The following is a 26,033-nucleotide window of genomic DNA, read 5'->3' as shown; positions in this document are numbered from 1 at the left end:
GCATGCAGCCACGCCTGACCCAGGTGTTCCGATTCACCCGTGCCAGCTACGCCGATGGCGTGGCGGAATTGCGCTATGCGTTCGATGACGGCGAAGAGCTGGTCGAGACCATCCGCTTTCCGCAGGCGCCGGCCGTTCCGGCTGAGCGCCGCGCGGCATTCGATGCGGCGCTGAAGCTGCTGCATCTGATTGCGGGCGTCAGCTATTACAAGGCCGGCGTCCCGCCGAAAATCGAACTGGCCGATGGTCCGCTGGACGATGCCACGGCCGACCTGCTCGATGCGCTGTACCTGCATGGATTGGCTGAATTTGCCTACCGCAACGGCATCGACTTGCGTGAGCGCATTGCGTTCGCGCGGGGCGCACCGGCGCAGTCGTCGGCAATGGCGCTGAACCTGGCCAGGCGCACGTTGGTACCGATCGGTGGCGGCAAGGATTCGCTGGTGGCGGTGGAAGCGATCAAATCCATCGGCGGCGAGGCGACCGCGGTGTGGGTTGGCAATTCTGCGTTGATCGCCGCCTGCGCCGAGCGCACCGGCCTGCCTACGCTGAATATCCAGCGCGAGCTGGCGCCGGGTCTGTTCGAGATGAATCGGCTCGGCGCGTGGAACGGACATATCCCGGTAACCGCGGTGAACTCGGCGATCCTCGCTGTCGCTGCGATCCTTTACGGCTATGACTCGATTGCGTTCGCCAACGAGCGCTCTGCCTCGGCGGCGACACTCGAATACGACGGCCAGCAGGTGAATCACCAGTGGAGCAAGGGCTACGCGTTCGAGCAGTTGCTGGGCAACTGGCTGCATACGCATGTGGCCAGCGACCTGCACTATTGCTCATTGCTGCGGCCGTATTCAGAGTTGGCGATCACTCGTGCGTTCGCGAAGTTGACGCCATATTTCGACGTGTTCTCCAGCTGCAATCGCAACTTCAAACTGCTTGGTCCGAAGCCGGTCGATCGCTGGTGCGGGCAGTGTCCGAAGTGTCACTTCGTGTTTCTCGCGCTGGCGCCGTTCCTGCCCAAGCCACGGCTGCTGTCGATCTTCGGCCGCAATCTGCTGGATGACGAGAACCAGGCGGGCGGCTTCGATGCGCTGCTGGAATATCAGGATCACAAACCGTTCGAATGCGTCGGCGAGGGTGCCGAAGCACGTGCGGCGATGTACGCGCTGAGCCAGCGGCCGGAGTGGCAGGAAGATGCGGTGATTGCACGCTTCCGCAGCGAGATCCTGCCGCAGCTGGATGCTGCGCAGCTCGCGCTGGAGCCGTGGCTGGAGGCGTCGCCGGAGCATCGTGTGCCGGCACGCCTGTCGGCCGCGCTGGCGGCGATCGGTTGATGGATCGCCACGTATCCCCCGTAGGAGCCCGCTCGCGGGCGATGCTCTTGCACGAATTCCAACCGCATCGCCCGCTAGCGGGCTCCTACGCGAGTAGTGCGCATGCGTATCGCTGATCTGGCGAAGAGTCGCGTAGCGATCTGGGGCTTCGGGCGCGAAGGGCATGCGGTTATCCGGGCGCTGCGTTCCCGTCTGCCGACGCAGCCGTTGACGCTGTTCTGCAGTGCTGCCGAAGTGGATTCGGCACGCACGTTCGATGGGGGCTTGGAGATCATCACGGGCGAGCCGGACGCCGAAACGCTGGCGCAGTTCGAGGTGGTGGTGAAGTCGCCCGGCATCTCGGCCTACCAACCCGCGCTGCTGGCGGCCAAGGCGAAGGGTACGCAGTTCACCTCGGGCACGGCGCTGTGGTTTGGCGAAAATGCCGACGCGCGTGTCATCGGAGTCACCGGTACCAAGGGAAAAAGCACTACCAGCGCGCTGCTGGCGCATCTGGCGCGGTCGCTCGGCATACGCGCCGCGCTGGCCGGCAATATCGGCTTGCCCTTGCTGGAATTGCAGGGGCAACAAGCTGAGCTGTGGGTGATCGAATTGTCCAGCTTCCAGACCGGAGAAGCGGGCGAACTGGAACTGGGCGTGATCACCAGCTTGTATGAAGAACACCTCGACTGGCACGGCTCGCGCGAGCGCTACGTCGCCGACAAGTTGAAGCTGGCGGATGTGTCGCGTCACCTGTTGGTGAATGCCCTGCAGCCGAACCTGCTTGCTCTCACCAACACGCATCCGCAGCGCCTGCTGTTCGGTCAGCCCGAAGGCTGGCATGTTGCCGGCGACTTCATTCGGCGCGGTAGCCAGAATGTATTCGCCTTCGCGCAACTGGCTGCGCCCGGGCTGCACAACGCCTTGAACGCCTGCGCCGCGCTGGCCGCCCTGGAAGCGATCGGCATGGATGCGCTGGCCGCCGCGCCGGCCCTCGCCAGCTTCCGCCCGCTGCCGCATCGGCTGCAGCCGTTGGGCGAACACGATGGCTGGGATTGGGTCAACGATTCCATCAGTACCACGCCGCTGGCCACGCTGGCCGCGCTGGAAAGTCTGCATGACCGCACGGTGACCGTGCTGGTCGGCGGCCACGACCGTGGGCTGGACTGGACGCCGTTCGTCGACGCGATACTCAAGACACCACCGAACGCCATCATCTGCATGGGCAGCAGTGGCCCGCGCATTGCCGAGCTATTGCGCGCAGCGGTTATCGCATGCCCGTGCATTCTGGTCAGTCATCTGGACGCCGCTGTCGCCGAGGCGAAAGCGTGCACTCCCGCGGGTGGCGTGATTCTGCTCTCGCCCGGTGCGCCCAGTTTCGATCAGTTCAAGGACTACGCAGCGCGCGGGCGCCAGTTCTGCGCGCTGGCGGGCCTTGATTCGGCCAGCATTGCCAGCATCGACGGGTTGGGAATCGTCGGCTGACTACAAGGTATGGCCCGCTGCGCGAGTCCGCAGGTCGTCGCTTCTTGAGCAGTTTCGCGTCAGAGTCAGCCCGAACGACCGAGGGCGCGAATTCTGTGGGCAACAGTCGTCGACTCACCGCCGCACAGGGGCCCCGGCGAGAGCAGCCGGCCCGTCGTGCCCCGCACTTGCTGTGCAAGCATGTTGCGCTGGCAAGAGCCCAAGGGCGCTATGTTCGGAGAATGCTCACAAGCTACGAATGAACGCGCCGAGTGAGCAGGGACTTGTCATGAAAGTACGCTGTGGCGCCGGGCTTTCGAACCCTCCCTTGGCGGATACCGCGTGCACGTATAACTCAATGGTCGGCTGCGCCGTCGTCCGTCACGCCCGGGCCGATGCTTGAGCCGATGAACTCCAGCATTTTCGTGTACAGCTCGGTGATGTTGTCCTCATCGTAGAAGCCATGCATCTCGCCCGCCTTCTCCATCCAGACATGTGCGACGTTGCGTGTGAGCAATGCCTTGTGCAGGTTGATGCCCTGGATCGGTGGGACGCGTTCGTCCTTGTCGCCTACAACCAGCATTACGCGAGCCTTGAGCGTATCGAGCTGGTTGATCGGCGAGTGCCTGGCCAGTTCGGCCATGTCGTCGCCCATTTGCCGCTTGAGATAGTTCTTGCCGCTTTTGGACTCGTGCGTGTCGCCATCCCGATACATCAAGGGCAAGTCGTAAACGCCTACGTAGCCGATCGCGCATTTGTACAGCTCAGGCTCCTTCACCGCGCCTTCGAGCGCTGCATAGCCACCATAGCTGGCGCCATAGATGCACAGACGCTTCGGATCAGCGATACCCTGGGCGATCGCCCAGCGCGTGGCGTCGGTGATGTCGTCCTGCATCTTGCCGCCCCACTCACGCGAGCCGGCTTTTTCGAAGTCGTAGCCACGCTCGCTGGAGCCACGAAAATTGACCTGCACTACGGCGTAGCCGTGGGTGGCCAGTGCCTGCACGTCGGGATCGTAGTCCCAGCGGTCGCGCACGAAGAAGGGGCCACCATGCACCACGATCACGGTCGGCAGCTGCTTGCCTTGCTCATGGTGTGGCGGGTAGCTCACGTAACCCTGAAGCTTCATGCCATCGCGTGCGGCGAACTCGAACGGCTGCTTGGCAGCCATCAACCGGGGATTGATCCACGATGCCCTGCGAAGCAGTGCAGTCAACGTATTGGCCTTGGAATCGAACAGGTAGAACGCGCCTGGATCGGCATCGGCCTCAACCCGCACCACGCTCAAGTGGCCGTCACGGGTGCCGGAGACAAACTGCACGCTTTCCCCCGGGAACTGCTTCATCAGCGCCACCAACACTTGCGCCGCATGCGAACCCATGTCGAACGGCGTGATGCTGGCGCGACCATCCATATAGGTCACGCCAGCGATGTCGCCTTCTGCCAGCCCCTGGAGCAGCCCATCAGCCTCGACGTTCGGGTTGCTCCACACCTCCTCCAGTTCGGGTTTGGCATCGGTCCAGCGGCAGATGCCGAAACCACCGGCTTTGCCCGGACAGGCGAAATAGGCTGCGCTGTCGTCACGGTTGAACGCCAACGGGACGGAACGACCGGCACTCAGTTCGGGCGCCGCCTTCCAGCCACTACCGTCGACCGGGTACTCGAATACGAGGGTGCCGCCATTGTCGTCTTCACCCCAGGCGAAGCGGATTCTTCCCTGATGATCGGCCACGAAATTGGCATTGCGCATCGGCGCGTCAGTCAACTTTCTCAAGCCGCCGGTGTGCACATCCATGCGGTAAGCAGTAGCGACCACCCCGTCGAGACCACCGGCATCCCACGGGCGGGTGGAAACCAGGATGTGGTTCGGGTCATCGGGGATCGCCGCGATGAATTCAGCCGTACCCCGGGTACTGACTACACCAGGGATGAGCGAGCCGATGTTGGTGCCGCCCTTTCGAACGCCGTAGAGCATCGCGGGATCACTCCCGTCCGCGTTGACCGCGTACAGTTCACCCGTGGCCAGTGGCGCATCGTAGCCACCCACGCGCGTTCCTACTGCGTATACCACACGGGTGGGCGATACCCACCAGAAATTGGTGACGGAGTCCTCGTCGCGCGGGCGAATCAGCTGCCCCTTCTTGTCGGCGAGTCGCATCAACGCCAGCACCGTATGCCCCTTGACCATCGCCGTGGCAGCGACGTACTGGCCATCGGGAGAAATCTTCACCGCGCCGTATTCCATGTGCCGGGCGAGATCAGCCAGTGACACAGACTGTGCATGCAGAACCGTTACCCAAAGCAGCCCCAGCGCGACCATCCATTGTCGAGTATTCACGTTGTTATTTCCCTGTGTGCTGAAATCGGCCGTCACGATTCGCGCGGCGGTGCCAGCTTAATCTTAAGCCGGCATCGTGTCAGGTAGGTACCGCAGACCCTACAAGGAATATCAACGGCGATTTGAAACGGGTGGAAACGAGGTCAGGTTCACTTGCAGCTGTCTCAATTTTCGCGGGTCGAACGATACGCGGGCCCGGCACTGGCCAAGCATCTCGAAACAGGGATCAGATCAGACCGGATAGGCTGTAGTTCGAGGATGAACCGTTCTTGCAGCATCCAGTTCAACGCTGGACTGGGCGAAGACGCTTCGGCGACTATAGCCGCCATATGTCCGCCCATTCCCCGCAATCCCTGAATCTGTTGCAGTTGCTGCCCGAGGCGGTGGTGCAAACGGATGCGCTGTGGACGATCACCTACTTGAACCCCGCCTGGCACAAGCTCACGGGCCATTCGGTAGATGCGGCGCTTGGCCAGTCGTTGCTTGATTTCGTGCATCCCGACGACATTGGCACGTTGCGGTCAGGCATGCCGGTGTTCCGGCTGCGCCTGGCAAACTCGGACTATCGCTGGATGCGTCTGCAGTTGCAGCCGGAGTCGGATGCGGCAAATCGACTAATCAGCCGCCAAGGCGTGCTGATCGAGATCACCGAGATCACCGAACACGTATTGATGGAGGTTCGCCAGCGCTTCCTGCGCCTGCTGGAGACCATCGACGGTGTGGTTTGGGAAGCGGAGCTCGGTGTGGGCAATACGTTTTTGAGCCCGCAGGTCGAGCGTCTTTTCGGCTACACGGTGGAAGAGTGGCGGGCCGATCCGGGTTTCTGGCGGACGCATGTTCATCCCGATGACTTGCCGGCGGCCAAGGCGATAGACGATGCCGCGTACCACGCGACGCACAGCTATGCGTACGAGATGAATTACCGGCTGATGGCCAAATCCGGCCATGTCGTATGGGTACGCGACCTGTGTCGCGTGGTTGTCGAGACGGGGCGGCCGAATCGCATGATCGGCCTGATGATCGACGTGACCCAGCAGAAAGGTACCGAACTGGAACTGGTGCAATCGGACAACCGCTATGCACTGGCCACTCGCGGCTCCAATGACGGCATCTGGGATTGGAACCTGCAAACGCGGGTCCTGCATGTGTCCGCGCGCTTCCATGAAATTGTCGGACTGACTGACACCACCAACCTGCATGGTGACGGCTGGCATTTTCTCCAGCAGCTCATGGACCCCGATGACCATGAGCGGGTGCAGATGGCTTACCGCAGGCACCTGTCGGGAGACAGTCCGAACTTTTCCGTGGATTTTCGCGCCTGTCATGGATCGGGGCGTTTGGTGTGGGTCAATTGGCGTGGAGTTGCCCAATTCGAAGACGGCAAGGCCGTGCGGATGGCGGGTTCACTGAGTGATCTGGCGGAGCGTGGCAGCTCTTACGATGCGTTGACCAACTTGCCTGGTCGGCCGTTGTTTCGCGACCGCCTCGAACACGCCATCGCGTTGCATCAAAGCCGTGTTTCGAATGCGGATGACGCGCACCCCCTACCAGACAGCTCGATGTTCGCCGTGCTGCTGCTGGATCTCAATGGGTTCAAGGCAGTCAACGACACCTTTGGACATCACGCCGGTGACCAACTGTTGCAGCAGGTTGCACGCCGGCTTGAATCCTGTGTGCGGGCGGTTGACCTAGTCGCCCGCATGAGTGGCGATGAATTCAACGTGCTGCTGGAGTCCATCGATCAAGCGGGTGCAACCGACCGGGCCCGACAGATTGCTGCGGCCCTTGCGGCGCCGTATCAGATTGGCGCACACACCGTGACCAGCGGCGCAAGCATCGGTGTGGTCAGCAGCCAAGCCGGCTTGACGACAACCGATGACTACCTGCGCGCTGCAGATGCCGCCATGTATCAGGCCAAGAGCCATTCGTTGAATGTGTGTGTGCTGTCGGAAAACAAGAAAGAAGGGCAGTACGTTTTTCCTTGAGTTCGGGTCATCCGCGCGGGGCTTCTTTCGTCGGTGCTCAGCTGGTACCTCGAGAAGGCAGGGGCAGCGCGGATCGCTTCAGTTTTTTTCCGACAGGCAGATTGAGCAACCGTGCTCGACTCGAACGGTACCGGCGACGGGTAGGCCAGATCGTTGTGGGCCCCGCATGCACTTTCGTGCTGGACGGGTTCGGACAGGTGGCATCCGAAGTGCAGCCTCTTGCAGGCTTCACTTCAGGAAAAAGCCACAAGACTGCCTGCAGCCCGGCCGATGGAGCGCGCAGCATGAGCAGGTCCTCTTTGTTCCATCCTCTTGTCTTGAACGCACAACCGCGGCTGCGCGCCGCGAAGGATAGGTCATGAAGTGTTCGATCGCCGCTTTTGGACTGCTGCTGGCATGCGCCAGCGTGGCAGCGCAAACGACCGGCTGGCAACCCTCTGCCGGGCATACGCAAATACCCCTATGGCCGGGTGTGGCGCCTGACCTGAAACCGGTGCCGGGACCGGAAACCGTCAAGGTGAGCGACAAGATGCTCGCAGGCAAGCCGGTGACCTCGGTGACCAACGTGACGCGGCCGACCATGACGGTGTATGCGCCCACGGGGAAGAATACCGGCGCCGCGGTGGTGGTGATTCCCGGTGGCGGCTTCCAGATTCTTGCGATGGACCTCGAAGGCACCGAAACCTGCGACTGGCTGACCTCCCGCGGCATCACATGTGTGCTGGTGAAGTACCGCGTACCCGGCATCCCTTACGTCTGGCAATGCGACTGCCGGCCGCACAACTTTGCGCTGTCGGTGCCGTCGCTGCAGGACGTGCAGCGAACCCTGCGGCTGGTGCGTTTTCACGCTGCCAAGTGGCATGTCGATCCGCACAAGATCGGCGTGCTTGGCTATTCGGCGGGTGGCTTCCTGGTGGCGGAAATCAGCACGAATTTCGAACGGCCTTTGTACGCGCCAGTGGACGCGGCCGACAAGGAAAGCGCGCGGCCCGATTTCGCCATGCCAATCTACCCGGGGCACCTGGCCACCGACGACTACCAGTTCAATGCCGCCGTGCCGGTCAGCAGCAACACGCCGCCGACGTTCCTGGTGCAGGCGGAAGATGATCACGTGGATGGCGTGCAGCAATCGCTGGCCTACTACATCGCGTTGGCCAAGGCGGAGGTGCCGGCAGAAATGCATCTGTATGCGCACGGTGGCCATGCGTTCGGCTTGCGGCCGACGCAGCAGCCGATCACTGGCTGGCCGGCGTTGGCCGAAACGTGGCTGCACACGATAGGAATGATTGACGACTGAATGCCATGTGATTCCATACCGTCTGGACCAGACTGAAACTCGGCACGATGGTAAAAGCCGCTGGCGCCAAAGAACCCGGTAACGCAAATTTGGCGCTGTATTTCACGCGCTGCAGAAGGTCACTGTCGGATGATCGGTCTTTACCAATGAGGAGACTTGACGATGAATATCAAAATGACGCTTCTTGCCATGGGTTGTGCGCTGGCACTGGCGGCTTGCGGCGACAAGTCTTCAACAGCGGACGCGCCCGCTGCGACCGCGCCGATGGCCACCGCCCCGGTAACGCAACCGTCGACACAGACAGAAGTAGCTGCGCCCGTAACCCCGCCTGCCGCCACTCCGGCCGCAGGCGTCAAGGGGCCCGCGGTGGTCACCGACTGCGCCACGGAATTTGAAGGTACGGATGGCATGCAGTACAGCGTGTCTTCGATCGTCGTTCCGGCATCATGCAAGGAGTTCAAGATCACCTTGAAGCACACCGGCACGATGCCCGTCACCGCGATGGGCCATGACGTGGTGATCGCCAAAGAAGCCGACGTCGGTGCGGTCGATGCGGATGGCTCGGCTGCGGGTGCGGCTGCGGGTTACGTCAAGGCGGATGATCCGAAGGTGATCGCGCATACCAGCCTGATCGGTGGCGGCGAAACTACCTCGGTGAGTTTCCCGGTGAGCAAGATTCAAAGTGGCGGCCCGTACGCCTTCTTCTGCAGCTTCCCGGGGCATTCGGCGCTGATGAAGGGCTCGATCAGCGTCCAGTAATTCCGAAGGCGCCGTCGAATGGATGCGTAGGGTTGCCGCTGACGCAACCGACGCGGGCAAACGCAGTTGAATGGACAGGCCGTGATTGGCAACGATCACGGCCTCTTTGTTGGCGTGGAGGTCAACGCCATCGTGAGCATGGCAGCCTGGCGTGACCGGGACGAGCGGGCCGGATGTGCGTGACAGGCATCGACTGCCAAATGATCAAAGTAACCTAATGGTTTCTTTTAGAGGCATATGAGTTACAGTGGCCCGCACTCAACTCACTACGGGAGTCACCATGCAAACCGAGCCGCTTGATCTCACCGACCACCTGATCCGGCGCGAGCGCCGCGGCATCTGGTTGGCGCTGGCCGTTATCGTGTTACTGGGCATCGGCGCCGTCATGCAGGTGTTGGGATACGACACGCACCTGACGCATTACATGACGCTGGCGGCCATGATCATCGTGATCGGTTTGGTCGGCGTCGGCGTCACGGGTCCGCTCTGGCGCAAGGGCAAGCTCGCCCAGAAGCGGCGGGCGGTGCGCTCGGACGAGTTCCGCCTTGCCGCGATCGACCGGGCCTGCCGCCATGCCTTCATTGTCACCATGGCGGCGATGTCCCTGTATGCAGCGCTCTCGGAATATTGGCCGCTGGCGGTGTTGCCTTCGGCACTCATCGCGGCCTTCGTCGTACTCGGCGTCATCCTGTTTCTCGGCAGTTTCCTTGTGCTGGATGGCCGCGAATGAGCGAGGAAACACTGACGAATCGCTTGAAGATATTGCGCGCCGAGCGAACGCTGACCCAGGCTGACCTGGCCGAACTCACCGGTACCACGCGAAAATCGATCAACGCCATCGAGACCGGCCGGATGGTGCCATCGACCTTGCTTGCCTTGAAACTGGTGCGTGCGCTGGGTGTGCCGCTTGAACAGGTGTTCGGGCTGACGCCACCGTTGCGTTGATCGCATCACCGATTCATCTGCCGTGCCGCCACGCCACTATCGGCCCATGAACTTGCGCCAAGCGCGCTCGCGTATGCGATAGTTCCAGCCAGCATCAGGTTCACGTCGAAGGGTGGGGCGTTTGGCCAACTCACGAGTACGTTCTACCGCGGCAGGAAGGGGACTCCTGCATGGGTGCCTTGGCATCCTGATGCTGCTGTGCTTTACATGGTCTGTGGCATTTGCGCAGGCGGCACCGCCAGCGCCTGCTGCCACCGTCCAAGCGCCACAAAACGCAGGTATGCCCCTGCTGAAAAACTTTCACCCGCAGGACTATGCCGGTTACCCCCAGAACTGGGCGGTGGTGCAGGACCAGCGCGGCATGGTTTACGTGGGCAACGGTGAAGACGGCGTCCTGGAATTCGATGGTAGTCATTGGCGTCATATCGACGTAGCCAATCAGACCACCGTGCGTTCGCTGGCGGTGGACGCCAGTGGCAAGATCTATGTCGGTGGAGTCGGAGAGCTCGGTTATCTGGCACCTGATGACTTGGGTCGAATGAAATATGTCTCGCTGGTTGATCAATTGCCACCGGCGGATCGGGATTTCGCTGATGTCTGGAGAATCCTGATAACCAGCGATGGCGTTTATTTCTTCACCAGCGAACGCCTTTTGCGCTTGCATGCAGGGAAATTCCGCAGCTGGGTTCCCACCGGTAAATTCCATCTGGCCTTCGCCGTCAATGATCAGCTGTATGTCACCGAGCTGGGCGTGGGCTTGCAGCAGATGGAACACGACCAACTGGTGCTGGTGCCCGGCGGACAGCGCTTTGCTGACAGCAAGATCTACGCGATGGTGGCCTGGTCTGACAGCGCACTGCTGATGGGTACGCGCAAGGATGGCTGGCTGATCGAGGAAGGCGGCACGTATCGGCCGTGGCAGGTCGAGCATGCCGATGCGTTGAATGCGGCGCAGGTGTATGGCGCGCTTTGGCTCAGTCACGACCGGCTGGCCATCGGAACGCTGCAGGCCGGCGTTCTGGTGTTTGATCGCCTCGGCAACGAGACCAATCACATCGATACGGCTTCGGGCCTGCTCGACGACACCGTTTACTGGATGACCCAGGATCGTGAGGGCGGCTTGTGGCTGGCGTTGGACAACGGCATCGCACGGGTTGAAACCGGATCGGCGCTGACTTTGTTCGCGCAGATCAATGGGCTGGAGGGGACGCCGGTGGTGACGCATCGGCACCATGGCGTGTTCTACGCCGGTACCACCAAGGGGCTTTTTCGACTGGTCGATACGGACAAGAAGCCTCGTTTCGAACGGGTTCCGCTAGTCGCAGGTCCGGTGTGGGACATGCTGGACATGGGCGATGTGATGGTCGTCGCAGCTCAGGGCATCTTCGCCGTAACGCCGGACGGAACCGCCAGCTTGCTGGCGAAAGACGTGGGGTACGCGATGGTGCGTCCAGAGACCGCCGGAAATCGTGTGCTGGTTGCCCAGCAGCAAGGCCTCCGCTCGATGCGTCTGGAACACGGCCAGCTCATTGCGGACGGCAGTGTTGGCGGAATCACCGATGAGAGTCACTCCTTGCGTATCGACAAGGCCGGTCGGTTGTGGGTTGGCTTTGTGGGTAATGGCGCTGCTTACGTGAGTTTGCCGAACAACGATCAACCGCTGGACAACTTGCCAGTTCACCGATTCAAGCTGCCTGACGGCAGCGTGGGTATTTCGCGGTCGCTCGAAGTCGGCATGATCGATGGCGAAATCCGTTTCGCTGGCGCGCACGGTATCCAGCGGTTTGACGAGCGCACCGGAAAACTCGTTCCCGATGAGCGTTTCGAGCACTTGTTTGGCACGCAGTCGATGTCGGTGTGGAACTTCGAGCAGGACGCTTCCGGCAACGTGTGGATGTATGTCGTCGATACGGTTCATCACACCAAGGCCGTAGGCGCTGCGATGCTCGATGGGCAAGGCCGCTATCGCTGGGATGACGGTGCCTTGCACGCGCTGTTCGGCAAGACGGTGTTCGACATACAAGTCGATCGTGACGATGTCATCTGGTTCTCTACCGACGATGGCCTGTACCAATACGATGCGCGACGAATGCGTGCGGCAGCGCCGCCCGCTAGTTCATTGGTGCGGAAAGTCACCGTGCACGGTGGTCGCGTACTGTGGGGCGGCGCCGGGACACCGCCCGCGACCACGCTGAAATGGCATGAAAACAGCCTGCGTTTCGACTATGCACAGCCGGCCTTCGATGAGGTCGGAAAGGGTTGGTTCCAGGTCATGCTTGAAGGCATGGACGATGGCTGGTCCGAGTGGACGGCAGAGAGCTACCGCGATTACACCAACCTGCCCGAAGGCGAATACCGCTTCCGCGTCCGTGCCAGGGACGCGCACGGCAAGCTCGGCGGTGAAGGCAGTTTCGCGTTTCAGGTTCTACCGCCGTGGTACCGCACGTGGTGGGCCTATCTGGCATTTACCGCGTCGTTGGCCCTGCTGCTTATCGGTGGCGTGGGCTGGCGGCTGCGCGCGCTGGGTCAACGCAACCAACTGCTGATGCAACTGGTCGACGAACGCACCGAAGCATTGGCAGCGGCCAATGCGGCGCTGGCTGATCTGGCGGTCACCGATGCGTTGACCGGCCTGAAGAACCGTCGCTATCTGGCCGACCACATCGCGCATGATGTCGCTCAGGCACGGCGTCGCTATCAACAACTGGCGCGTGACGGTGCCGAGCTTGCCGCTGCAGCCGATGCACCGGTCAACCTGTTGTTCCTCATGCTGGACCTTGATCACTTCAAGGACGTCAACGACCGCTACGGCCACGCCAGTGGCGACCGCGTGCTGGCCCAGCTCAGTAGCATCCTGCGAGAGGCCATGCGTGATTCCGATACAGCGGTTCGCTGGGGAGGCGAAGAGTTTCTGATCATCGTGCGGGCTGCCAGCAACGGCTTTGGCGCCGTGATGGCTGAACGTATCCGCAGCATGGTGGAGCAGCATGCGTTCGACGTGGGAGACGGCCAAACCATCCATTGCACCTGCTCAGTCGGCTTTGCGCTGTATCCGTTGTTTGCCTCGCTGCCTGAGCGCTACGGTTGGGAAGAGGTGGTCGACATCGCCGACCAGTGCATGTACGAGGCAAAGCGTGCCGGACGCAACCGTTGGGTTGGTGTGCTGCCGACGAAGAAGGCCGTGACATCGGGCGATGCGCCGGCGAAGTCGCCCGATCTGGACATGCTGTGTGGCCAGGGCTATCTCGAGCGCCTGGCGGGTGGTGTCGAGCAGCCTGCGGTCTGACGTACGTGACCTCGTCACGAGGAACAGATGATGGCAGCGACACCGGACGAAGGCGCCGCAAAGGCGCACATCACGCAGCGGATCGAGACGTTGGGCGACTGGCGCAGCGAGATGTTGGCGTCTGTTCGCCAACTTATCCATGCGGCCGACCCGGCTATCTGCGAGGAATGGAAGTGGGTCAAGCCGACCGGTGGCGGCACGCCGGTGTGGTCACATGACGGCATCGTCTGCACCGGTGATTCGTACAAGGACAAGCTGAAGCTGACCTTTGCCCGCGGGGCTGCCATCCATGATCCGAAGCTGTTGTTCAACGCCAGTCTGGAAGGTGGCACCCGGCGTGCAATCGACTTGCGCGAAGGGGAGCAAATCAACGCCGCTGCGTTCAAGCAACTGGTCCGTGCGGCCGTTGCAGCGAATGTCGCTACCACGGCCGCACGTGTTGGCAGAAAGAAGCCGCTGCGACGCGACGGCGCATGAGATCGGCTGGGAGTGTGGGCGGTAGAAACCAGCCGAGCGAGGCAACGCGGATTTGAGTCAGGTTGTTCGATCATTTGAGGCGAATAGCCGTAGCTACTTAACGAAAAAGAGCGGAAGAGCTGGCCCCGACCGCGATGCCGCAGCCGCTTGCGTTTCTGCCGGCCACGCTCCTAGGGGCTTTGCTTACGGCTCGCGCGGTGTGCTGCGCACGCAATTGCGACCGGCGCGCTTGGCGTCGTATTGCGCCTCGTCGGCCTGGCGCAGCAAGGTTTCCGTATCGGCGTCGGAGTCCAGTTTTCGGCAGGCCACGCCAACGCTGATGGTCACCGGATAGGCGCCGACTCCAGCCAGCGTCACCGGTTGGTGTGCTACTTCGGCACGAATTTTTTCGGCGAGCGCGCACGCTTCAAGCAGTTGCTTGTTGAACAGCAGGCAGGCAAATTCCTCGCCGCCGTAGCGGGCGAGGATGACCTCGGCCGACACGCATCGGCCAATGGCGGCGGCCACCAGCCGCAAGGCCTGATCACCGGCCAGATGTCCGAAGGTGTCGTTGAAGTGTTTGAAGTGGTCCACGTCGATGAAGATCAGTGACGCCACGGCGCCGCGGCGCTCGCCGCTGGAAGCCTGTTGCAAGGACTCCATCAGCCAGCGCCGGTTGAACACCCCGGTCAGTGCGTCACGTCGGGAAAGCTCCAGCAACTGCCGGTTGGCGCTGTTCAGGTCTGCCGTACGGGCATCGATGCGCTGTTCCAGCGCATGCTGTCGGCGGCGCAGGGCATGTGTACGCCAGCGCAACAAGCCGGCGACCACCAACGCGGCCGCTGTGGCGAACAGCAGGCTGGCCCATAGACGCTGCCACCACCAACGTTCGACGGTGATGTGCAACAGGATCGGCGTGCTGAGATTGCCGGCATGGTCGCGTGCCTCGATGTGCAGCACGTAGCTACCGGCCGGCAGCGCGCCGATCTCGCGGAAGTTCTCGCTGGTCCACGGCCCTGGCGTCGTGCTGAAACCTTCCAGCCAGGTGCGAAAGCGCGACTCGTCTTCGTGTTGCCACGACAGCAGGGCAAAGTCCACGCGCAGGTCGTGGTGGCCGGGCGGAATGGTGATCTGCTCGCCGTCCACCGGCACGTCGTCCACACTGACCTCGATCAGCTTGAGCGGCTTGGCGTCCCGGTCCGGCTTCATCTGGCTCGGGTCGTGCACCATCAGCCCGCCCAGCGTGCCGGTCCAGAACCGGTCATGCCCGTCGATGAATTGCGCATTGCGGTTGCATTCGTTGTTCACCATGCCATCGCGGACGGTGAACACCTGTGACTGGTAACCGCCCGCATCCGGTGTGAGTCGTTGCACGCCCGAGTCGGTGCAGATGTAGATGTGGCCATGCGTGTCGGCCAGCGCACCGTCGGCGGTCAGGTCGGGCGGCGGTGGCAGATCCGCAGGCAGGGTACGTGGATGCAGTGCGTCGCTGATGTCGACACGGATGATGCCGTGACGCGTGCTGCCGAGCCAGAGAATCGGTCGGCCGCGCGCGTCCGGAATCAGCCGGATGCCGAGCAGGCTGCCACCGGGCAGGCCAATATCCTGTCCCAGCAGCGTCCATGTATTGCCATCAAACCGGGCCAGCCCCTGCGCGCTGGTGGCCCATAGCCATGACTGGCCGTACGCGGTGGTCTGGGCGAGCAGCGCCTGTACCGACCATTCACCGACCACGGATTTTGGACGGAAAGCCGTCCATTTGCCATCACGAAGGCGATACACGCCGGAGGCATCGGTGGCAAACCATTGCTCCACATGGCCATCGATGTGGCGGCTGAGCGTGTCGTTCAGGCGTTGCCCCGGTTCGTGCGGCCAGGGCGTGGTTACCGGTTCGAACACCGGTCCAGGGCGTGCGCGCAGCAGCCGGCCGTTGCCGGTTCCAAGCCATATGGTGGCTACGCCCAGTGGGTCAGCGGCGCGAACAATCATGCTGACGTCGGCGTCAGGAAGTTGCCCGCCAGCCTTGTTGAAGTAGCGCCAGTGATGGTCTTCGTAGAGTCCCAGCCCCTCACCATCCGAGCCGACCCACAAGCGTCGGTTGCCTTGTTCGTCTTCGTCCACCAACACACTGAGTACGCCGGTCTGCCGCGCACCCATCAACGAGACCGTCTTCCACTGCCCTTCATCCACGATGGTGCGCGCGACGCCTTCCTCGGTTGCCGCCCACAGCACATAGGTGCCATTCGGGCTGCGCCAGGCGCTGAGGCCGCGGATGGCGTTTGACTGCAGGCCGTAGCGTCGGTCGTATACCTGTACGCGGTCCCGATAGATGCGGATCAAGCCGTTGCGCGACGAAGCCCACACGGCGTAGCTGCCGTTGGCAACCGGCGTTTCGACCATGTTGTACAGCACGTCGGTGGGCAAGTCGCCGCTCTCCACACTCCAGTGGCGCACGCCATGCTCATCCAGCCGCCAGAGCCCGGAATTGAACACCGATATCCAAAGCGCTTCGTGTCCATCGTGGTTGGTTGCCAGCAGATAGGCCATGCCGTTGCCGGCCGCGAAGCCGGGACGGCTGAAATGCTGCCAGCGGCCGTCCCCTTCGCGATACCACAGGCCACGATCGACCGTGGCGAGCCACAATCGTTCGTGTCCGTACAAGTTCTGGGTTTGCGCCAGTGATAGAAAGGAGGCGAGCGGAAGCTGCGCGTTGCCGGGGTCCGCGTGCCAGCGGCCGTGCTCGCGATAGTACAAACCCTTGTTGGGCGACACCGCCCACAGGCGCTTCTTTCCGTGATCCGTTGTTTCAACCAGCCGGCGCACGCTGCGACTGGTCAGGCCGTCGTCAACACCTTCGACATGCCACTGCTTGCCGACCCTGCGCGCCAGGCCAAAGGTGCTGCCGCTGACCCACAAGGTGCCGCCATCATCGACAAACAATTGGTTGATGTAGCCGCCCAAGGTGGGGTCGTCAAGCGGATGCCAGCGCTTGCCGTCGTACCACGCCAGCCCATGCGGCGTGCCGGCCCAGACGATGCCTTGCCGATCCGTTCGGATGGTGACCGCCACGGGATCGGGCAAGCCGTCACGCGTGGTGAAGGTGGTGAACGACGGCGCGCCCAGGTCGAACAAGTCGAGCGCCTGCGGCCCTTGTTTCGCCGGCGTGGCGCGCAACGACGGCGGGTGCGTCAGGCCCAACGCCATGATGGTCGCCATGGCTAGCCGCATCAGCCACCCAGATCTTTTTGTCATCAAGTTCTATCCAACACGTACGGGAATGCTGAATGCGCCCTAGGCAGCCTTCATTGGCAGAGTAACACTGGCCATTCATGGCGCAGACTTTGTCGACGCCAGCCCGGCCAGGCATGTCGATTTTCTCGATGTTGGTTCGTCGTAGGGGGGAGAGCCGAAGTCCACGCTCGCGTCCCGCCAATGGAGAACCCTGCATGCATATCCAACCCTATGTCTATTTCGATGGTCGCTGTGATGAGGCGATCGAGTTATACCGTGAAGTGCTTGGTGCCAACGTGCTCATGCTGATGCGTTTCCGGGATGCACCGGCAGGGGCCGATTGTGGTGGCGCGGTGCCGCCACCGGACAAGGTGATGCATGCCTGCCTGCAGATCGGCGATAGCCAGGTGCTGTGCTCGGACGGCTTCGCCACGGGGCACCCGGAATTCAAGGGCGTCTCGCTGACACTGAATGCTGCCGACGATGCCCAGGCCCGGCGGCTGTTCGATGCGTTGGCCGTTGCTGGCAAGGTGCAGATGCCGCTGTCGGAAAGCTTCTTTGCCTCCAGCTTCGGCATGCTCACCGACCGCCTTGGCGTGGAATGGATCATCGTGGTGGCGAAGGCCGCTCCGGGTGCGTAATCCATAACGTCTTTCGCTATGTTTGATCCCGCCACGCGCCCGCATGGCGTGGCTTCGCTGCGCCCACTCTTGTCGAGGAAACCACCATGCGTTTCATGTTGCTGATGATTCCCCATGGCTACGAACACGCCGCCCCCGGCACGATGCCCGATCCGGAGGCCGTTCACCGGATGATGATCTATAGCCGCGAGTTGCAGCACGCGGGCGTGCTGCTTGGACTGGACGGCCTGCACCCACCGTCGATGGGCGCACGGATCAGTTTCGCCGAGGGACGCGCGGGGGTTGTCGACGACCCAATCACCGAGACCAGGGAAGTGCTCGGCGGTTACTGGATGATCGACGTCGGCTCGTTGCCGGAGGCGATCGAATGGGCGCGACGATGCCCAGCCGGCGCGAACGAAGTGATCGAAGTGCGCCAGGTGCAGGAGATGGCTGATTTTCCGGAGGACGTACGCGTCGCTGCGGCCGGGTGCGCAACGTCGACTGGATCGCATGCGTGACGTTCGCATTGGCGTGGCCGCGACCACGACGACTTGCGCGCGGCCGGGCAGGCGCGTCTTGCGCCGCGCTGGTGGTGATGCTTTGATCGGTCGCCATGCCAGTAAATGAAGACAGCCGTCGACGGATCGAAGCGGTCTGGCGTATCGAGGCGCCGCGACTGATCGGCAGCCTCGCCCGCACGCTGCGGGACTTCGGGCTCGCCGAAGAGGTGGCCCAGGACGCGCTGGTTGCTGCATTGGAAAGCTGGCCCGTCAACGGCGTACCGGAGCGACCCGGCGCATGGTTGCAGACCACGGCCCGCCGTCGCGCCATCGACATTCTGCGTCACGCCACGTTGGCGTCGCGCAAGCATGAGCAGTTGGAATACGAGATGACCGTGCTGCTGCCACCAGACCATCACGTCGTCGACGCGGACGACGACATCGGCGATGACCTGCTGCGGCTGGTGTTCACCGCCTGTCATCCGGTGTTGTCCAGCGATGCGCGCGTGGCGCTGACCTTGCGCGTACTCGGCGGGCTCACCACGCCGGAAATCGCGCGGGCCTTCCTGGTGCCCGAGGCCACCGTGGCCCAGCGCATCGTGCGCGCCAAGCGCGTGCTGGCCGAGCAACAGGTGCCGTTCGAATTGCCGCCGGCGGCGGAACTGGGGCCGCGACTATCGTCAGCGCTGGAAGTGGTCTACCTGATTTTCAACGAGGGCTACGCCGCCACCAGCGGAGCGGACTGGATACGGCCGCTGCTGTGTACCCAAGCGCTGCGGCTGGCCCGCACGATCGTGTCGCTGGCGCCGGCCGAGCCGGAAGTCCACGGACTGCTGGCGCTGATGGAATTGCAGGTATCACGCTTCGCTGCCCGCGTGGATGCCGAGGGCCAGCCGATCCTGCTCGCCGCGCAGGATCGTACGCGCTGGGATGCGTCGAGCATGCGTCGCGGGCTGGCGGCCTTGGCGCACGCCGAAACCCTGGGTGGGGCCGAGGGTCCGTATGCGCTGCAGGCGGCGCTCGCCGCGTGTCACGCGCGTGCCGAGCACTACGATGCCACCGACTGGGCGCGGATCGTGGCGCTGTATGCGCGTTTGCAACGCGTGGCACCGTCGCCGGTGGTGCAGCTCAATCGTGCGGTGGCGTTGGCCATGCTTGATGGGCCACAAGCCGGGCTCGACATGCTCGAAACGTTGGCCGATGAACCACGCATGGCCGGCTATCATTTGCTGCCAAGCGTGCGTGGTGACCTGCTCGAGCGACTGGGTCGGCTGGCCGATGCGCACGCTGCGTTCGAGCAGGCCGCGGCGCTGGCGAATAATCAGCGTGAGCGCGCCATGCTGCTCCAGCGTGCTGCTGCGCTCGGCCCACTCAGCTGACGAACTCCGATCTTCAAAAATCAAGGAACTGCTCGCCATGTCCTATCTGCTGACCATTCTTGAACCCCGTGGCCAACGTGGCGAACGTACGCTCGAACAGGGCCAGCAGTTCTATCAGCGCATGGTCGATTTCGGTGCCGGCCTGCAGCAGCGCGGCGTACTGATCGCTGCGGAGGCACTTCGCTCCGAGAGCGAAGGTTTTCGCCTGGCCGTACGTGACGGCGAGCGCCGCATTGTGGATGGCCCGTTTACCGAAGCGCGCGAGATGATCGGTGGCTTCTTTCTTGTCGATGTAGCCAGTCGCGACGAAGCGCTGGCCATCGCTGCCGCATGTCCGGCGGCAGAGTGGGCCACCATCGAGGTGCGACAGACTGGCACTTGTTACGAATAGCGCGGTCGTCACGCAGCACGCCGTACGAAGCGACTTCACCGGGTTGCATAACGCAAGGGCCGCACGAAAGTGCGGCCCTTGGTGATTGCAGTCGATCAGCAGGACTACCAGATTTTCACTCGATCCTGCGGTGCCAGATACAGCTTCTCACTCGGTTTCACCTTGAACGCGGGATACCACTGATCGAGGTTGCGTACGGTTTCGGCGCGGAAATCGCCCGGTGCGTGGACGTCGGTGGCCAGTCGCTGGCGCAGCGCGGCATCACGGATCTTGCCGCGCCAGGACTGGCCGAACGCGATGAAGAAACGCTGGTCGCCGGTGAGGCCATCGATCACCGGCGCGGGTTTGCCGTCGAGTGATTTCTGGTAGGCGAGATAGGCAATGGTGAGGCCGGAGACGTCGGCGATGTTTTCGCCCAGCGTCTGTTCACCGTTCACGTGCAAGCCGGGCAGCGCTTCGTACTGGTTGAATTGTGCAACCAGTTGCTGGCCGGCGGCCTGGAAGTGGGCCAGGTCTTCCGGTGTCCACCAGTTGTCCAGCTTGCCCTGCGCGTCGAACTCGGCACCGAGATTGTCGAAGCTGTGGCTGATTTCGTGGCCGATGATCGCGCCGATCGAGCCGTAGTTGGCAGCAGCGTCAGACTTCGGGTCGAAGAACGGCGGCTGCAAGATCGCCGCCGGGAAATTCAGTGCATTCTGCAGCGGCAGGTTCACCGCGTTGACGGTTTGCGGGGTCATCCACCATTCGCCCTTGTCCACCGGCTGGCCCAGTTTCGCCCGCTGGTGTTCGAACTCGAACTTTTTGGCGCGCAAACTGTTGCCGAGCGCGTCATTGGCGCGAATTTCCAGCGAACTGTAGTCACGCCATGTATCGGGATAGCCCACGCCGACCCGCAAGGTGTCGAGCTTGTCCTTGGCCTTGGCGCGCGTGGCCGGGGTCATCCAGCTCAGCGTATCGATGCGGTCATGGAACGCCGCGATCAGGTTCTTCACCAGCTGCTCGATTTCCGCCTTCGACGAGGCCGGGAAATAGTTTTTCACATACAACTGACCAACGGCGTCACCCAGTTGCGCGTTGGTGGCGCCGACAGCGCGTTTCCAGCGCGGCTGTTCCATCGGCGTGCCCTGCAGGGTGCGCACGTAGAAATCGAAACTGAGATCCGCGTAGGCCTTGGGCAGCAGGTCGGCAGCCTGGTTGATCGTGTGGAAAGCCAGCAGATCTTTCCATGCCTGCAACGGTTCGCTGGCAGTGAGCGCGGACAGGCTGGTGATGGCGCCGGGCTGCCAGGCGTCGATCTGTGACTGGCTCTGCAGGCCCGCAGCCTTGAAATAAACAGGCCAGTCGAGCCCGGGCGCCTTGCTGCCGAAATCGGCCGGGCTCCACAGGTTGTTCGCCTTGTGGATGTTCTCGCTGTCGATCAGGCTGGCCTGTGCGTTGGCGATTTTTGTTTCCAGCACGACGATGCCGGTGGCCTTGGCTTGCGCGTCGTCCACGCCCGCCTGCTGCAACAGGGCAGCAACATAGCTGAGGTACTTGCCGCGCGCCTCGACCATGTGCGGGTCGTTGGACAGGTAGTAGTCGCGGCTGGGCAGGCCGAGGCCGCCTTGCAGCAGATAGGCGATGTTGTGTGACGGGTCCTCCAACCCCTGCGTCACGAACAGGCCGAACAGATTCTGTGTGTGGTAGTTGGTGGCGTTGATCGGGTCGACGTCGGCGCGCAGGCGGCTGCCGAGCACGCGGGCCAGGTCCTCGCGCGAGGCGATCGCCTCGACCTGGGCCAGCTCGGGCTTGATCGCCGCAAGGCCGCGCTTTTCGATGGTGGCGGTGTCCATCCACGCGGCGTAATAGTCGGCGATCTTGCGTGCATTGCTGCCGGCGGCCGGGTGACTGGCGCCCGCGTTGCGGATCAATTCGGCAGTGTTCTTCTCGGACTGCTCGAACATCTTGTAAAAGCTGCCGGTGCTGGAGCGGTCAGCAGGAATCTGCGCGGTCTTCAGCCAGTCGCCATTGGCGTAGCGGAAGAAGTTGTCGCCCGGCTTCACGTCATGGTCGATGCCCTTGAGGTCAATGCCGATCGGGCGACTGACCGGTGTGGCGGCCCATGCCGGCGCGCTGCACAGGATCGCTGCACCTAGAATCCAACGCATCTGTTGCATGAGTTCGTCTCCGTCGAAAGGTCTCGCCCATAGTGCGCCATGTCGACACGCCCTGCATGAGTTGCCGTCAGCAAGCGTGGTGGTGGGCGGTCGTTGCGTAGAACGCACACATGCCGCCCACCTGACGGACGTCCGTACTATCTTTCGATCCGATAGTTGAGGCTGGCGCGACTGAATTCGGTGGCCTGCTGCGCCTCGAAGTTCCAGCGCTTGCTGAGCCGATAGCGCAGCGTGATCACTTCGCCCGGTTCGAACAGGCCGACGCCGTAACTCAGGTACAGCCGTGGTGACAGGAACTTGCCCACGGTAAACGCGGAGCTGCCGCCAAGCGCTTCATTGCTGGAAACGCCGATGTCATCCACGCCCAGCTTCGAGCCAATGCTCTTGGCCAGCAGATCGCCGGCGGCTGAACCCAGCGCCTGCGCGGCGGCGCCGACCATGTCGCCTTCGCCGCCTTTCACCTGCGACAGCGGTTTGCCGGTGACCAGGTAGGACAGCGCGTCGGATTGTTCCATCACCGGATTGGAGAACACGGTAAGCACCGGCCGTTGGGCGGTGCCCGAAACCAGCAGGCCGACTTCCTGGCCTTCGTCGATGGTGGCGTTGGGATTGAGTTTGCGTACCGCGCGGATGTTCAGGCCGGGGTTGTCGATCGGCGTGCTGGCGAACAGCAGTTGGCCGCGCTGGATGGTGAGGTCCTGGCCGTAGGCGCGGTAAGTGCCGTTCACGGCGATCTGGCCCTGGCCGACGGTGGCGCGGCCGGGCCGTTCAATCACCGTAAGCAGGCCGGCCACCGTGCCGTTCAAGCCCATCCCCACGATATGCGTGTTGTGGCCCAGATCGACCTTGACCACGGCGCTGATCGGCAGCTTGCTGGCGGCTTCCTGTTGTTGCTTCTCGTCGACGACCACCACGTCGGGCGACGCCTGGGTAGCGCCAGCGCCGGGCAACTTCTCGGCATTCACGTCGGCACTGTCGATGGCGAGTGAGCCGCCAATCACGATGCCCTTGGCGTCCTGCTTCAAGGTGAGGTCAGGTGAGACAACCACCTTGGCGGCCGGGATATCCGCGGCGGTGAATTGGCTACCCTTCAAGCTTAGAGAGGTTTGCGCTCCCACGCCGAGACCGGCGCTGCCGTTGATCGTCATGCTGCCCTTGCCGGATTTCACACTGCCCTGGACCAGAAACTGCCTGGCATCGCTGGTGCTGACAACCAGCTGGCCTTCGCTCAACTTGAGTCCGGCCGAAGGCAGCTCCGCGGCGAAGTCGCTTGTGTTGGCCTGGCCGAAGATGGCCGGCTGTTTCAGCGTGCCGCCGAAACGGAAACTGCCGCTGGCGCGGCCTTTGACGTTGGCCACCTCGCTGCTGAAAAGTTCGATGAAGGCGAGGTTGTTCAGTTGCAGGTCGAGTTGACCGCCCAGTGTCTGCTGCGCACCGGTGATGGTGAGCTGGCCATCCAGTCGACCGCCATCATCGAGCCCGGCATGCGCCTCGATGCGCTGACTGGCTGGTGCGAGCTGTGCTTCAACGCGCAACTGGCCGTAATGCAGCAATGGCGCATCGGCCTGGTCGGTATAGCTGATGGTGCCTTGTGCGGAACGGATCGAGGCCGTGCCGCTGAGTACACCTTTCGCACTGCGACGAAGCTGTCCACTGCCTTCCAGGATGCCTTCGGCACGCAGGGGAAGATCCGCATTGCCGCTGGCATTCAGCAGCAGCGCCAGTGGCAAGGCCTGCAACCGGTAACTGGCGTCGAGGTTGCCGGGCTTGTCCTGCTTCGCGGTCAGGCACAGTTGCGGATCACCCGCGCTGAGGCAGAGTTCGGACAGGCTCATCGCGCCGTCGTTGTAAGCGAGCTGGCTGGGTTGCAGCAGTCGCCATGGCGGAATGCCTTGCGGCTCCAGGTTCAGTGTGGACAGCGTGCCTTTCCATGCCTGGCCCTTCAGCGAACCGCGCAAGTCGAGCCGGCCCGACAACTGGGTGCCACGCGCGTCCAGCTGCAGCCGATGGTCCTGCTGGCTGCCTTCGGCCAACAGGTGCAGTTGCTGGAACAACAAGCCCTGCAGGTAGACGTTGCTGGTCTGCAGCTCGATCTTGCCGGCCGGGTGGCTGATATCCGGCATGCCGACGATCAGCTGCAAGGTGTCGGCCTTTTCCTGTTGCCACGACAAGGTCTGGCCGTGCAGTTGACCGTTGATGCTCAGTTTTGGCTGCGTACCAGCGATCTTGAAATGGCCATCCAGACGTCCGCCGGCATTGGGCAGCCAGTCACTCAACGAGGCGATTGCAAGCGTCAGGTCGATATCGTTGCGCTTGCCCGGTTTGCCGACGATGTGGATTGTGCTGCGCGCCGAGCCAAGATCCAGCTGGCCGTCCACCACTTCGTCAGGTGACAGGTGCAGCTTGCCGTGGCCGTTCACCGCGCGGTCGCGCAACTTGCCCCCGAGCTGGCGGATTTCCAGCGTGGCGTCGGGGCCATCTTGCGGCAGGCTGCCGTGGCTGGCGATGTCGAAATCCAGCGCGCCGTTCCAGCCGGCAAACAACTGGCCGGGATCGAGCTTGTCGGCGGTTGCCTCAGCCTGCCATGCCAGTGTCGGCTGCAGGGTCAGCGTGCCGTTTGCCTGCAGTCCACCGTGCGCCTGTTTCAGGGCAAGCGCGTGCAGGTTGATGAGTTTTGGCGTGCCATCCAGATCCAGCGTCAGCGCCGCCAGCTTGCCGGGCGGACCGATACGTACGTCACCCGTGGCTTGGTAGTTTTCGATACTGCCGCTGGCGTGGAGCTCGCCGTGGCTGGCCAGTGGCTGGCCGGCGAGATCGGCCGGTAGCAGCAAGTCGTTCCAGCGGATGTCCAGCGCGGCACTGAGCGGCGTTGCGCCCAGCTGTACCGTGCCGCTGGCCTCCACGCTGCCCTTGATTTGCGGTGAGCCGAGCTTGAGTTGCTGCAAGGTGAGGGTGCGATAGTCGTGGCTGAGCTGGGCGCGCAATGGCTGCAGCAGAAGCTGATAGTCGTTGAGATCCACCCGCCCATCGAGCGCGCCGCTGTAGCGGTCGCCCTGACCTTGCAGTGCGATCGCGACGGCTTTCAGCGAGCCTGCGCCCAACACCGGCGTCGGATCAAAGCGTGGCGCATCGAGCTTGCCGGTCCAGGCGTAGTCACCGCCCTGGGCAAGCGCGAGCTGCAAGCGGATTGGCATGGGTGCGCTGAGTTGGATGTCGAGCTGCGCCTGCTTGCCGTCGCTGTGCGCATCGAGGCTGCCGGCGTATTCGGTCTCACCCACTTTCCAGGCAAAGCTTGCCTTGCCGTTGCCGTGGTACGGCGTGCCCAATACCAGCAAGCCATTGAGGTTGACGTGGCCATCAGGAGCCTGCAGCACCAGTTGATGCACTTCGATGCCGTCGTTGCTCCAGCGACCGGCCAGATCGAGTCGGTTCGAAGCGAACACCAGCTTGCCAGCCTGGCTCACCTTCACGCTGCCGACGTGCGCGCGATCGAAAATGATCTCGAGCGGCGGTTGCAGCGTGAAGCTGTTGTTGCTGCGCTTGTCGGCGGCCGGCGCCGGCAGGCTGACCTCGACGCCATCGGCATCCAGCGCCAGCACATGAACACGTTTCACCAGCAGTGGCCACAGGCGCAGGTCCAGCCGTGCCGTCGCCAGGGTCACGACCGTGCCTTGGCCATCGTCATAGCGCACGCCGGCGAGATCGAGCGGGCCGATCAGTCGACCGCTGGCTTGCTGTACATGCAGTGCGCCCGCAGTGGCGGACTGCGCCCGCGCCAACGCGAAGCGCAGGCCTGCGCTGGTGCCGAGCAGCCACCACAGTGCCGCCGCCACGAGCAGCAACAGCGCAGCAACGGCCATGGCAATGCGCTTGAGCCACTTCATGCTTTCAATCGTCTCCTGTCGTATGC

17 protein-coding genes are annotated in these 26,033 nt (G+C 62.9%); 13 read left to right on the top strand and 4 right to left on the bottom strand.

Annotated features, from left to right (window positions below):
- The first annotated feature begins 2 nt into the window (after window positions 1-2).
- A complete protein-coding gene (gene murL / locus PY254_RS16245) occupies window positions 3-1,334 on the top strand; it encodes a UDP-N-acetyl-alpha-D-muramoyl-L-alanyl-L-glutamate epimerase (protein ID WP_281013093.1) in 1,332 nt (443 codons plus the stop codon).
- Between the two features lie 102 nt (window positions 1,335-1,436).
- A complete protein-coding gene (gene murD, locus PY254_RS16240) occupies window positions 1,437-2,798 on the top strand; it encodes a UDP-N-acetylmuramoyl-L-alanine--D-glutamate ligase (RefSeq protein WP_281013092.1) in 1,362 nt (453 codons plus the stop codon).
- A 334-nt stretch (window positions 2,799-3,132) separates the two neighbouring features.
- Here the strand turns inward: murD and PY254_RS16235 are convergent, their stop codons facing one another.
- Entirely contained in the window at window positions 3,133-5,115 is a 1,983-nt protein-coding gene (locus PY254_RS16235; protein ID WP_281013091.1) for a S9 family peptidase, read from the bottom strand.
- Between the two features lie 329 nt (window positions 5,116-5,444).
- Between PY254_RS16235 and PY254_RS16230 the strand changes: the two genes are divergently transcribed.
- The 7 genes from PY254_RS16230 (at window position 5,445) to PY254_RS16200 (ending at window position 13,864) form a co-directional block, all read left to right on the top strand.
- A complete protein-coding gene (locus PY254_RS16230; RefSeq protein WP_281013090.1) occupies window positions 5,445-7,100 on the top strand; it encodes a PAS domain-containing protein in 1,656 nt (551 codons plus the stop codon).
- A gap of 358 nt (window positions 7,101-7,458) precedes the next feature.
- Window positions 7,459-8,397 carry an alpha/beta hydrolase gene (locus PY254_RS16225; RefSeq protein ID WP_281013089.1) on the top strand — a complete coding sequence of 313 codons (939 nt, stop codon included), beginning with the start codon at window positions 7,459-7,461 and terminating at the stop codon, window positions 8,395-8,397.
- Between the two features lie 162 nt (window positions 8,398-8,559).
- Entirely contained in the window at window positions 8,560-9,156 is a 597-nt protein-coding gene (gene azu / locus PY254_RS16220) for an azurin (RefSeq protein ID WP_281013088.1), read from the top strand.
- A 280-nt stretch (window positions 9,157-9,436) separates the two neighbouring features.
- On the top strand, window positions 9,437-9,886 hold the full coding sequence (locus tag PY254_RS16215) for a hypothetical protein (protein ID WP_281013087.1): 450 nt from the start codon (window positions 9,437-9,439) through the stop codon (window positions 9,884-9,886).
- Window positions 9,883-10,101 (top strand): helix-turn-helix transcriptional regulator, encoded by a 219-nt coding sequence (locus tag PY254_RS16210; RefSeq protein WP_281013086.1) that lies wholly within the window; start codon window positions 9,883-9,885, stop codon window positions 10,099-10,101. The genes PY254_RS16215 and PY254_RS16210 overlap by 4 nt, the downstream gene beginning before the upstream one ends.
- A gap of 280 nt (window positions 10,102-10,381) precedes the next feature.
- On the top strand, window positions 10,382-13,387 hold the full coding sequence (locus PY254_RS16205; RefSeq protein WP_281013085.1) for a ligand-binding sensor domain-containing diguanylate cyclase: 3,006 nt from the start codon (window positions 10,382-10,384) through the stop codon (window positions 13,385-13,387).
- A 30-nt stretch (window positions 13,388-13,417) separates the two neighbouring features.
- A complete protein-coding gene (locus PY254_RS16200) occupies window positions 13,418-13,864 on the top strand; it encodes a DUF1801 domain-containing protein (RefSeq protein WP_281013084.1) in 447 nt (148 codons plus the stop codon).
- Window positions 13,865-14,047: 183 nt separating this feature from the next.
- Here PY254_RS16200 and PY254_RS16195 read toward each other — a convergent pair whose 3' ends face one another.
- Entirely contained in the window at window positions 14,048-17,059 is a 3,012-nt protein-coding gene (locus PY254_RS16195) for a ligand-binding sensor domain-containing diguanylate cyclase (protein WP_281013083.1), read from the bottom strand.
- A gap of 230 nt (window positions 17,060-17,289) precedes the next feature.
- Here PY254_RS16195 and PY254_RS16190 point away from each other — a divergent pair, with 230 nt between their 5' ends.
- The 4 genes from PY254_RS16190 (at window position 17,290) to PY254_RS16175 (ending at window position 19,967) form a co-directional block, all read left to right on the top strand.
- Window positions 17,290-17,715, top strand: coding sequence for a VOC family protein (locus PY254_RS16190; protein ID WP_281013082.1), 426 nt, complete (start codon window positions 17,290-17,292; stop codon window positions 17,713-17,715).
- Between the two features lie 86 nt (window positions 17,716-17,801).
- The gene (locus PY254_RS16185; RefSeq protein WP_281013081.1) at window positions 17,802-18,215 is read left to right on the top strand and encodes a YciI family protein; all 414 of its coding nucleotides are present in this window, start codon (window positions 17,802-17,804) and stop codon (window positions 18,213-18,215) included.
- Window positions 18,216-18,310: 95 nt separating this feature from the next.
- Window positions 18,311-19,576: an RNA polymerase sigma factor gene (locus tag PY254_RS16180; RefSeq protein WP_281013080.1), complete on the top strand. Its 1,266-nt coding sequence runs from the start codon at window positions 18,311-18,313 to the stop codon at window positions 19,574-19,576.
- Window positions 19,577-19,613: 37 nt separating this feature from the next.
- Window positions 19,614-19,967, top strand: a complete 354-nt coding sequence (locus PY254_RS16175) for a YciI family protein (RefSeq protein WP_281013079.1) — start codon at window positions 19,614-19,616, stop codon at window positions 19,965-19,967.
- 104 nt (window positions 19,968-20,071) lie between these two features.
- On the opposite strand, the gene PY254_RS16170 is transcribed toward PY254_RS16175, so the two are convergent.
- Window positions 20,072-22,123 carry a M13 family metallopeptidase gene (locus PY254_RS16170; RefSeq protein ID WP_281013078.1) on the bottom strand — a complete coding sequence of 684 codons (2,052 nt, stop codon included), beginning with the start codon at window positions 22,121-22,123 and terminating at the stop codon, window positions 20,072-20,074.
- A 137-nt stretch (window positions 22,124-22,260) separates the two neighbouring features.
- Entirely contained in the window at window positions 22,261-26,007 is a 3,747-nt protein-coding gene (locus tag PY254_RS16165) for a translocation/assembly module TamB domain-containing protein (protein WP_281013077.1), read from the bottom strand.
- Between the last annotated feature and the right edge of the window lie 26 nt (window positions 26,008-26,033).

The sequence above is a fragment of the Rhodanobacter sp. AS-Z3 genome (assembly GCF_029224025.1).
Taxonomy (GTDB): Bacteria; Pseudomonadota; Gammaproteobacteria; order Xanthomonadales; family Rhodanobacteraceae; genus Rhodanobacter.
The sequence above is the reverse complement of the archived record's forward strand: the minus strand, read 5'-3'. Positions and strand labels throughout refer to the sequence as shown.